The following is a 10,080-nucleotide window of genomic DNA, read 5'->3' as shown; positions in this document are numbered from 1 at the left end:
CCACAGCAATATCGTCAATGGTTGCTGTGCGCCCACGTTCCTGGGAAATCTTCCGTTGGGCTTTTTTGATTTTATTGAGCTTTTCAGTAATGTGAACTGGCAGGCGAATGGTACGGCTTTGGGTAGCGATCGCCCGGGTGATTCCTTGACGGATCCACCAGTAAGCATAGGTGCTAAATCGGTAGCCTTTGGTCGGGTCAAATTTCTCAACCGCTCGCTCTAATCCCAGAGTTCCTTCCTGAATTAAGTCTAGGAGTTCCAAGCCACGGTTTTGATACTTCTTCGCTACTGACACTACTAGACGTAGGTTAGCTTTGATCATGTGTTCCTTAGCTTGGAGCCCTTCAGCTTGTACCTGCTCTAGCTCTTTGGATGTTAGTTCAGCTAACTCTGCCCAACGCAGTTTGCCAGCTGACATACTCGGCTTCAGTTGAGAAACGTCAATTCCTGCAGCCGTTGCCCACCGTTCTAAGGAAGGACGGTGACCTAACTGGGACGCTAGACGATCATGGGTTTCAATCAGGTGGACAAAGCGCTCCATGACTTTATCCTCGGATATAGCCGACTTATTGCGCAGCCGTAGTAGTTTCATGTAGCGCTGAACTTTTTGAGCTTCCGAGACTTCCTCATCTCGCCTCAGTAGACGAACCCGACCAATTTCCTGGAGATATAACCGAACTAAGTCGGTGGTGCGACGGGTGCTATTTTTGGTTAAGCTAGCCGCGTCTACACCCTCAATCTCCACATCAACTAAGTCATCCACTGATCCTTCCCCATCGTCCCTTGGGCCATTAAGCTCAAAGCTATAGGCAGAAGTCTCGTGATCTAATTCTGTGTCGGCATAGAAAGGAGTGGCTGGCATAATGATCTCTCGATTACAACCAGTGACAACACGGAATTGTGTTTGTCACACTTAGTACTAGAATTCCCACCCATGATGACCGGAGAAACAGCTACTAAAATTTTTTTTCCGGCAAGACTTACCGGTTATCCCTGGTAGCCCTTATTAGTATCCGTAGCTAACGGTTCACCCGATGTCTCCACCCGACCTTGCCCGTAAGGGCTGAAGGTTTATAGATGGCTAAAGGAACGGGATTTCCTGATTTCAGCTATTGATTTGAGCTATTTTAGAAGTAACTCTATAGGTAAATAGAGACCTTGGTCAAAAGCTGTATTAATCTACAGTGCGCATCATGGGGATTCCAGAAAGATTCTCGCTAATTCAAGAAAAAATTTTATTTAGGGCTATCAGGGACTAATCTCAAGGACTAAGCAGTAGCCAAGGTACTTGCGGATATCCTTTGCTGGAATGGGTTTGAAGAAACAACGAACTTATGAATAAGTGCATAGACATAGTTCAAAATTGCCAAATTATTGCCGAATTACCAGAGATATCAAATATTAGAGCCAGGTAGCTATGTTGCCAGATTGGCCATGGTATTACAAAACTTTAGAAAAATTTACAAAAGATTACAATCTATTGATGCAGTCACTTCAGCTCAAGCAGTGGCATGTCCCTAAAGATTCTATATTTTCACGATGCCTGATAGACAATACCAAAATGTCTCAATAATGTCTCAATTAATGTCTCAATTTTTGTCTCAGTTTTTTGATGCAGTAGCGAATTCAGTGCTTCCCCTTTGGCGGCGCTGCCTCCCCAAGACCGCGCGGCATCACTTTTTTGTTTGAGTGTTGTGATCTGAGTTTTAAAGCAGGATAGCTTTCGCAGTCAGGGAGGAAGGGATACTAGCTGGTGCCCGTAAATTTTTGATTACCGTTGCGATACTCTTAAGCCCAAAGGCCACGCGGGGCGCGTTCAGAGCCGCTACACTCCGGAAGCGTTCGCACTCAAGATCAAACCATCATTCTGGCTTAGTATCTCGTAGCATCAGAGCTTCAACAGCAGCTTGGGGAGTAATCTCCCCAAGGAGCAATCGATGGACTTGATAAGTAATGGGTACTGAAATTCTTTTGAGCTTAGCTCGTTCGATCACAACCTTTGTAGTGTTGACCCCTTCTGCTGTTCCCTCCAAGTTGGCCAGAATATCTGAAAGTTTATGACCCTGAGCGAGCTGATAACCAACTTGATAATTGCGACTGAGGCTACTACTACAGGTTGCCAGTAAATCTCCTAGCCCCGACAAACCGTAAAATGTTTCGACCTTAGCACCCCAATCTGTACCAATACGAATCATTTCTGTAAGTCCACGGGTTAGCAAAGCTGCTTTGGCATTTGTTCCTAGTTGTAAGGCATCACAGCTTCCAGATGCGATCGCCATCACATTTTTGAGGGTACCCCCTAGTTCTACACCGAGGGGGTCTCGATTGGTGTAAACTCGGAAATTTGGCGAAGAAAACACCTGTTGTAGTATCTCAGTTGCTTTTACATCTGTGCTAGCTACTACTGTAGCGGCTGGGAGTTCTTGTTTAATTTCTTTGGAAAGATTGGGACCCGATAGCACCACTACAGGATTGTTGGGAAATTCAGCTTGCCAGATTTGAGAGGGAGTACGGGTAGTTTGGAAATCTAACCCCTTAGTCGCTGTGACCAATATCACATCAGGAGATACTGATAACCCCTTTAGCTGTTGCGCTACAGAATTTACCCCCGACATGGAAACAGCAGACAAGATAATACTGCTAGATTTTATAGCATCTGCTAATTTTGTCTGACTCCGACGGGACCACAAACAAACCTGATCACCGTTTTTAGAGGCTAGGCTATTGAGGGCTGTACCCCAAACACCAGCTCCGATTATAGTGATTTTGGTCATTTTGATTGTTAGTTGTCAATTTCCATTGTCCTGCAACCATGCAACCTTTCATCGGGGATAGCGCTCCATTAATTCTCGGACTTGCTCGGCATGATAGGAACTGCGGGTGAGGGGAGATGAAACAACTTGCAGGAAACCGAGGGATTCACCATACTCTTTCCAGGTATCAAATTGTTTAGGGGTTATAAATTCAGAAATTTTTAGGTGTTTTTGAGTGGGTTGAAGATACTGACCAATAGTTAAGATGTCGCAGTCTACTTGCCTTAAATCCGCCATGACTTGCCGGACTTCTGCATCAGTTTCTCCTAAGCCTACCATTATACCAGATTTTCTGTAAACCGATGGAGCCAAGTTTCGCGTCCGCAACAGTAATTCGAGGGAACGCTGATAATCCCCTTGAGGGCGTACTTTCCGATATAGTCGGGGTACTGTTTCTGTATTGTGATTTAGGACTTCAGGTAAGGCTTGAAGAATCGTTTCGAGGGCATCCCAGTTCCCGCACAAGTCTGGGATTAAAACCTCAATAGTGGTATGAGGTGAGACCAGGCGAATAGCTTCAATGCACTGTACAAACTGGGCAGCACCACCATCGGGTAAATCATCCCGGTTGACAGAGGTAATAACCACATGATTTAGACCCATGCGCTGCACAGCTTCCGCTAGGCGTGTGGGTTCAGTGGAGTCAAGGGCTTTGGGTTTTTTCTCAAAGTCAATATCGCAGTAGGGACAAGCACGGGTGCAGGCTGGTCCCATAATTAAAAAGGTGGCGGTACCAGCATTGAAGCACTCTCCGATATTGGGACAAGAGGCTTCTTCACAGACAGTATTGAGATCTAAATCTCTTAAGGTTTCTTTAATATTGCCGACACGCTGCCATTGGGGCGCTTTGACTCGCAACCATTCTGGTTTAACTACCACTCTTGGTTATACTCCAACTATATATATATATGTATTTAAGTTACGTTACTTTAATGTTGATCCTAGCAAGGTAGGGGCGGATTGCCCCTAAGCCATGATAAAATAGACGAAATCTTAAATTATCGCTTTATCGGGATGTAGCGCAGTTTGGTAGCGCACTTCGTTCGGGACGAAGGGGTCGCAGGTTCAAATCCTGTCATCCCGACTTTACTTTTGCAATAACTTTCAAGGTTAGCCAGTTACAGGTTAGCCAGTTACAGGTTAGCAGGTTACAGGTTAGAGGTTACAGGTTAGCAGGTTACAGGTTAGAGGTTAGCAGGTTAGCAGGTTAGAGGTTCTTCAACCTTAAACCTCTGAAACCTTAAACCTCTGAAACCTTAAACCTTAAACCTTAAACCTTGGCCAAAAGGCCACGCGTGCGCGTTCAACCTCTTAAACCTTAAACCTCTGAATAAAGTTCCATCACCTTAGTGATAGGCATTCGCGATCGCACTCCCAAATTCAAAGGAGAAGTATGTCCTTGATTTAAATGGTCAGTTGCGGCACAGCCAATCATTGCGGCATTATCGGTACAAAACTTCAGGGGAGGAAAAATAACTCGCAAATTATACTCAGTTGCTTTAGCTTGTAACTGTTGTCTCAATCCACTATTGGCAGCAACCCCACCCCCAACCGCAATCGTGTTGAGACCATAGTCGAGAGCACAACCAATGGTACGCTTGGTAAGCGATCGCACTACGGTTTCCTGAAAGCTGGCAGCAATGTCAGTCACTGGAATTTCTGAGTGTTCCTGTTCCAGTTTTTGCACCAGCCGTAGCACCGCTGTCTTTAAGCCGCTAAAACTGGAGTCATAGGGATGATAACCACCACTAGCAAGGGAAATCTTACCCTCTGGCAAGGTAAAGGCTTTAGGGTTGCCCTCTCGTGCTAACTTATCTATAGCTGGTCCTCCGGGATAACCTAACTTTAATAATCGTGCTACCTTATCGAAGGCTTCACCCGCAGCATCATCACGGGTTGTGCCCAGTATCTCATAGCTACCACAGGTTTTGACATAAATTAAGCTAGTGTGACCGCCAGACACCAAGAGACTCAAAAACGGTGGTTCTAGTTCTGGCTCACTGAGATAGGTAGCGTAAATATGACCTTCTAGATGATGGACACCCACAAAGGGTTTGTGATGGACAATGGCCAGGGTTTTGGCAGCTGTGACCCCCACTAGTAGAGAGCCCACTAAGCCGGGAGCGCAGGTAGCAGCAATTCCATCAATTGCGCCCCAGTCGAGTTGAGCTGCTTCTAGGGCTTGCGCGATCGCATGATTGATGGTTTCTAAATGGCTACGGGATGCTACCTCTGGCACCACACCGCCATACTGCCGATGCATAGGAATTTGGGAAGTAACAATATTGCTACAACATTTACGATTTTTAACAATCGCCACAGCTGTTTCATCACAACTGGTTTCTATTGCTAAAACACAAGCCATTCACCAATGACCTTTATTGAAACACTACTTTTAGTTAATTAAACTTTACTAGATACACGGCTCAGAGTAAGATTGCCTGAGTGTACAAATAATTTGATCTTTTGGTTTGTACAAAAAACTTTTTGTTTCTTAACAAAAGGAGACACTTTTCTATGCGACGATTGTTAGCTTTAATTTTTGCCGTCTCTGTGTGGTTTTGCGCCATCAGCCCAGCCTCTGCTTCTTTGGATCATCTCACCCCTTGTAGTGAGTCTGCTGCATTTCAAGCCCGGAAGGCTGCGTTCGTAAACACTACAGCTGACCCCAATTCCGGTGCGAACCGATTTGAGCGGTATTCTCAAGCACTTTGTGGTGATGAGGGATATCCCCGCTTGATTGTGGATGGTCGTTTCTCCCATATGGGTGACTTCCTCATTCCTAGCTTACTCTTCCTTTATATCGCTGGCTGGATTGGCTGGGCAGGTCGCAGCTATCTACAAGCGATTCAAAAGGGTAAGAACCCAGAACAAAAAGAAGTCATCATTGATGTGCCCTTGGCATTTAGTAAGATGCTATTGTCTGCCTCATGGCCTTTATTAGCATTCAAAGAAATCACCACTGGTGAAATGTTTGCTAAAGATAATGAGATTCCTATCTCACCACGCTAGCAATCATACTTAGACTCCCTCGCGGGAACGCTTTTAGCACTAAAAAGTTAGCTAAAAACTATTGTCGTTCTCGCTAATGAAATTTTCGCGCTTTTATAGACAGGGCATGATCTTGATGTGCCAAAATGTCTTAAAATAGTTACCGATTTTAGGAGAATGTTCCATGCAGGATTTAGTTAAGTATTTGTCCCTAGCACCAGTGTTATTGGCTGTTTGGATGACCGTTACGGCTGGAATTTTGATTGAATTTAACCGCTTTTTCCCTGATCTACTTTTCCATCCGTTGTAATTAGCAAGAATGGGTAAAAATTGAAATAATTCATTCCGGACTAGTAGTAGGTAAGCTAATTAATTTGTAGCTCCTATCTGAGTTAGCTGAATTATTAAAATTTACCCTAAAAAACCTTTTGATAATTTGACAAAAATAATTCAGAGTGCAGAATCCGTAATCCAGAAGTAGGGTCGAAGATTTCTGAACTATTTCTGAATTATTAAGTTGCTGAATCATAAGTTTTGCAACTAGTAATTCTGCATTCTGAATTGATAATTATTCAGAATTCCCTTGACCTTTTGTAAAATTGTTTGAAATGGCAAATCTGGCACTGCTGAGTGTATCTGACAAAACTGGACTAATCGACTTTGCCCGTCAGCTAGTAGAAGAATTTGAATTTGATTTAATCAGCAGTGGCGGAACGGCTAAAGCCTTGCAATCAGAAGGTTTGCCGGTAACAAAAGTGTCTGATTACACTGGCTTTCCAGAAATTTTGGGTGGCAGAGTGAAAACCCTACATCCACGAATTCATGGCGGAATTTTGGGAAGGCGAGATTTGCCCGAAGATGTGGCAGAAATGGAGACAAACCAGATTCGTCCCATTGATTTGGTGGTGGTGAATCTCTATCCATTTGAACAGACTGTTGCTAAACCGGACGTGAGTTTAGCAGAAGCAATTGAAACTATCGATATCGGTGGTCCAACACTCCTGAGGGCAGCTGCGAAAAACTATGCTCACCTGACAGTGCTGTGTAATCCTAGTCAGTATCAGGATTACTTAGAGGAGTTAAGCCAGAATGGAAATCAACCATCAATCGAATTCCGTCAGGCTTGCGCTATAGAGGTTTTTGGTCATACTGCTGCCTATGACCATGCGATCGCATCCTACCTGATCGGGTACGAAGATCCAGTGTCCCTACCAAAACGATTTACCTTATCTGGACAACAGCGCCAATCTCTACGCTATGGCGAGAATCCCCATCAACCGGCATCGTGGTATCAATCCGGAACGGTTCCCACAGGTTGGGCTGCAGCCACTAAACTTCAGGGTAAGGAACTCAGTTACAACAACCTGGTGGATTTAGAAGCTGCACGGCGGATCATTAATGAATTTACTGACACTCCAGCCGCAGCAATTCTCAAACACACCAATCCTTGTGGGGTAGCCTTGGCAGAAACCCTCTCCGAAGCCTATGAGAAGGCATTCAATGCTGACTCTATTTCTGCCTTCGGTGGAATTGTGGCATTAAATCAACCCATTGATGCTGCTACAGCTGTGGCGTTAAAGAAAACTTTCTTAGAATGTGTAGTCGCACCAGGCTGTGAACCAGAAGCTCAAGAAATTCTCAGTGCTAAGTCGAAGCTAAGGGTGTTGCTATTACCAGACTTACAGACCGGAGCAAAGCAAACGGTGAAAGCTATTGCAGGGGGGTTTCTGGTACAAGCTGCGGATGATGCTATGGATAATCCTGAGAATTGGCAAGTGGTGACCCAAAAGCAACCTACTCCTGACCAAATGGCAGAATTATTATTTGCTTGGAAGGTGTGTAAGCATGTTAAATCTAATGCCATTGTCGTGACACGCGATCGCACAACCTTAGGTGTGGGTGCTGGTCAAATGAATCGGGTCGGTGCAGTCAATATAGCCTTAGAACAGGCTGGGGAAAATAGCAAAAACGCGATCCTTGCTAGTGATGGATTCTTCCCCTTCGATGACTCAGTGCGGACAGCCGCTAAAGCGGGGATTGAGGCAATTGTGCAACCGGGTGGTAGTTTACGAGATCAAGACTCGATTAAGGCAGCAGATGAACTGGGATTAGTAATGGTGCTCACCGGTATGCGCCACTTTTTACATTAGTTATTTACATTATCAAGAAGAAATAGTTGTGATTCGGACCAAATTTATCGAACACTAATTTTGGTCTGAATCACGCATTGTTAGTCATTTCAGTTGATTGAAGGCGACTAAATAGTCAGGTGTCAAAGACGCTTATTGGCTTAGTTTTCAGTAAATGCACGTTGTATTCCCTATTTCCGTATTTACCCAAACCCCTATCACCCAAAATCGTTAACTTCTTGTATTTTGAAACACACCTGAAGTGCTTAAGGGGGCGAAACCAACTAAACTTCGTAAGTCCTCTTGAGAAAAAATAAATATAAATTCAATATTGATGAGTATTTATCTTTTAAAATTTAGGCATATAATACTATAAAGTGGTGATGAGAATGGTAAAGTTATGCAACTATGTAAAGATGCCTTAGGAATTCTAAAAGAAACTAGTCGAACTTTCTACATTCCAATTAGTTGCTTACCAGGAGGGTTACAAGAATCTGTTGCTTCTGCATACTTGTGTATGCGTGCAATTGACGAAATTGAAGATAATTTTGAGCTTGATAACCCTACCAAGGCTTCACTGTTGCGAAAAATTAGTTTCGGTCTACAAGGTATAGGTAATGGATTCAGTGCCTCGGAATTATCTTTAGCTTTGAGTAAGCACGAACAGCCACTTCCAGAAGTAAGCATTCGGATTGGTGAATGGGCAATGCTAGCACCGGAAACCATTGCACCTCGCATTTGGGAAGCTAGCGCAGCTATGGCAGATCGAATGGCAGCTTGGGCTGAATGCGGTTGGGAAATTAATACAGAAATGGATTTGGATGCTTATACTTATAGCGTTGCCGGGTCTGTAGGATTGTTACTTTCTGATTTATGGGCTTGGTATGATGGTACCCAAACTAACCGTAGTTATGCAGTTGGTTTTGGTCGGGGTTTACAAGCAGTCAACATTCTACGTAACCGCTCTGAAGATTTGACAAGGCAAGTGGATTTTTTCCCCAACGGCTGGAGCGAAGAAGAGCTACATAAATATGCTCGGAGAAATCTCTCTTTAGCTGATGCTTACACCAATGCTCTGATCAAGAATAGTCCAGCCAGAAATTTTTGCCAAATTCCCCTAGCATTAGCTCATGCAACCCTTGATGTTTTAGCCCTCGGACAATCTAAACTAACCCGCAGTGCAGTGATGGGTATTGTTGAGGAATTAACAACTAAGTAGATCGGTATAAAAGTGTTCTATTTTATTAGGAATAGTTAAGCGATCGCTAAAGAGCAACACACTGTTGTTTTTATTGCTGAGCTTCAATGGGGGTAAACCCTAGATTGTGTAAGGCTTTCAGGGACTGCGATCGCAATCTTTGTCAGAAATGCAAGTATAGCGCTTGCGATATTGCTTCCAATATTGAGTAGAACACAAATCAACTCTAGGGGCGCACACCGTGCGCCCAAGTGATTATGGTCGATTACATCAGACCTAGTTGTTCGAGAATGCCGTTACCAGTCAGCAACTCAGTAGCCAAGCCAATGGCGAAACCAAGCATTGCCAAACGCCCATTCCAGGTTTCAGAAAAGTTAGTGAAACCGAACTTAGATTCTTGCTCTTGAGTCATTGTTATAGATCTCCTAGCTCTTTGTTAGCTTCTGTAATATAAGTTAACCTATTTTGGAAATGTTTGCAACATTTATTTATATAGTTTTTCCAAAAATATGGTATATGATACGCTTTGCCTGAACTAGGGATAACTGGAGGCTATGGGGAGATAGGGTTGAGGGTTAACAGGTTGAAGAACAGGTTGAAGGTTGAACGCGCACCCGTGGCCAACCTGCAACCGGATAACTTGCAACCGCAATCAACTAATACCTTGGATTGCTACTTGGTCAGTTAAGATCAATCCCAAATCACCCTGTGCTCGTGACCATGAACTCCCCACGTTTCCTGATCCTGCAACTGCTGATGACTACGGTAGTAGCCTGTGGTTCAACCAGCACCTCAACTCAAGTACCTGCGGCACCGATTGTACAAAAGTCCTCGTCTGAGCAATCTCCCCAAATTGCTCAGGCACCTATACAAACAAATGCTTTATCCACAAAAACCCTAATCGATACGAAACCCCTGACACCCCAACCGATTCAAATTACCCTGCCGA

9 protein-coding genes, 1 tRNA gene and 1 pseudogene are annotated in these 10,080 nt (G+C 44.1%); 6 read left to right on the top strand and 5 right to left on the bottom strand.

Going from position 1 to position 10,080, the window contains the following annotated elements; all coding sequences use genetic code 11:
- From F6K52_RS25345 to lipA, 3 genes are all read right to left on the bottom strand, one after another.
- The coding region (locus F6K52_RS25345) for a sigma-70 family RNA polymerase sigma factor (protein ID WP_293084618.1) at positions 1–862 on the bottom strand (862 nt) is incomplete at its 3' end.
- A 1,000-nt stretch (positions 863–1,862) separates the two neighbouring features.
- Entirely contained in the window at positions 1,863–2,774 is a 912-nt protein-coding gene (locus F6K52_RS25340) for an NAD(P)H-dependent glycerol-3-phosphate dehydrogenase (RefSeq protein ID WP_293084615.1), read from the bottom strand.
- 48 nt (positions 2,775–2,822) lie between these two features.
- Complete coding sequence (gene lipA / locus F6K52_RS25335; RefSeq protein WP_293084611.1) at positions 2,823–3,692, bottom strand: lipoyl synthase; 870 nt, start codon at positions 3,690–3,692, stop codon at positions 2,823–2,825.
- 131 nt (positions 3,693–3,823) lie between these two features.
- Between lipA and F6K52_RS25330 the strand changes: the two genes are divergently transcribed.
- Positions 3,824–3,897, top strand: a tRNA-Pro gene (locus F6K52_RS25330).
- 234 nt (positions 3,898–4,131) lie between these two features.
- On the opposite strand, the gene tsaD is transcribed toward F6K52_RS25330, so the two are convergent.
- Positions 4,132–5,178, bottom strand: coding sequence for a tRNA (adenosine(37)-N6)-threonylcarbamoyltransferase complex transferase subunit TsaD (tsaD, locus tag F6K52_RS25325; protein ID WP_293084607.1), 1,047 nt, complete (start codon positions 5,176–5,178; stop codon positions 4,132–4,134).
- Between the two features lie 152 nt (positions 5,179–5,330).
- Between tsaD and F6K52_RS25320 the strand changes: the two genes are divergently transcribed.
- From F6K52_RS25320 to F6K52_RS25305, 4 genes are all read left to right on the top strand, one after another.
- Positions 5,331–5,825 (top strand): Photosystem I reaction center subunit III, encoded by a 495-nt coding sequence (locus tag F6K52_RS25320; RefSeq protein ID WP_293084602.1) that lies wholly within the window; start codon positions 5,331–5,333, stop codon positions 5,823–5,825.
- Positions 5,826–5,988: 163 nt separating this feature from the next.
- Positions 5,989–6,114, top strand: a complete 126-nt coding sequence (gene psaJ, locus F6K52_RS25315; RefSeq protein WP_293084597.1) for a photosystem I reaction center subunit IX — start codon at positions 5,989–5,991, stop codon at positions 6,112–6,114.
- 298 nt (positions 6,115–6,412) lie between these two features.
- Positions 6,413–7,954: a bifunctional phosphoribosylaminoimidazolecarboxamide formyltransferase/IMP cyclohydrolase gene (purH, locus tag F6K52_RS25310; RefSeq protein ID WP_293084592.1), complete on the top strand. Its 1,542-nt coding sequence runs from the start codon at positions 6,413–6,415 to the stop codon at positions 7,952–7,954.
- Positions 7,955–8,333: 379 nt separating this feature from the next.
- The gene (locus F6K52_RS25305) at positions 8,334–9,152 is read left to right on the top strand and encodes a phytoene/squalene synthase family protein (RefSeq protein ID WP_293084588.1); all 819 of its coding nucleotides are present in this window, start codon (positions 8,334–8,336) and stop codon (positions 9,150–9,152) included.
- A gap of 244 nt (positions 9,153–9,396) precedes the next feature.
- On the opposite strand, the gene F6K52_RS25300 is transcribed toward F6K52_RS25305, so the two are convergent.
- A complete protein-coding gene (locus F6K52_RS25300; RefSeq protein ID WP_293084583.1) occupies positions 9,397–9,543 on the bottom strand; it encodes a chlorophyll a/b-binding protein in 147 nt (48 codons plus the stop codon).
- Positions 9,544–9,851: 308 nt separating this feature from the next.
- Here F6K52_RS25300 and F6K52_RS25295 point away from each other — a divergent pair.
- Positions 9,852–10,080 (top strand): annotated as a pseudogene (locus F6K52_RS25295) (sorbosone dehydrogenase family protein); the annotation flags it as partial.

Origin of the sequence: Moorena sp. SIO3H5, assembly GCF_010692395.1 — a bacterium.
Classification (GTDB): Bacteria; Cyanobacteriota; Cyanobacteriia; order Cyanobacteriales; family Coleofasciculaceae; genus Moorena.
This window is presented reverse-complemented; position numbering and strand designations above follow the sequence as displayed.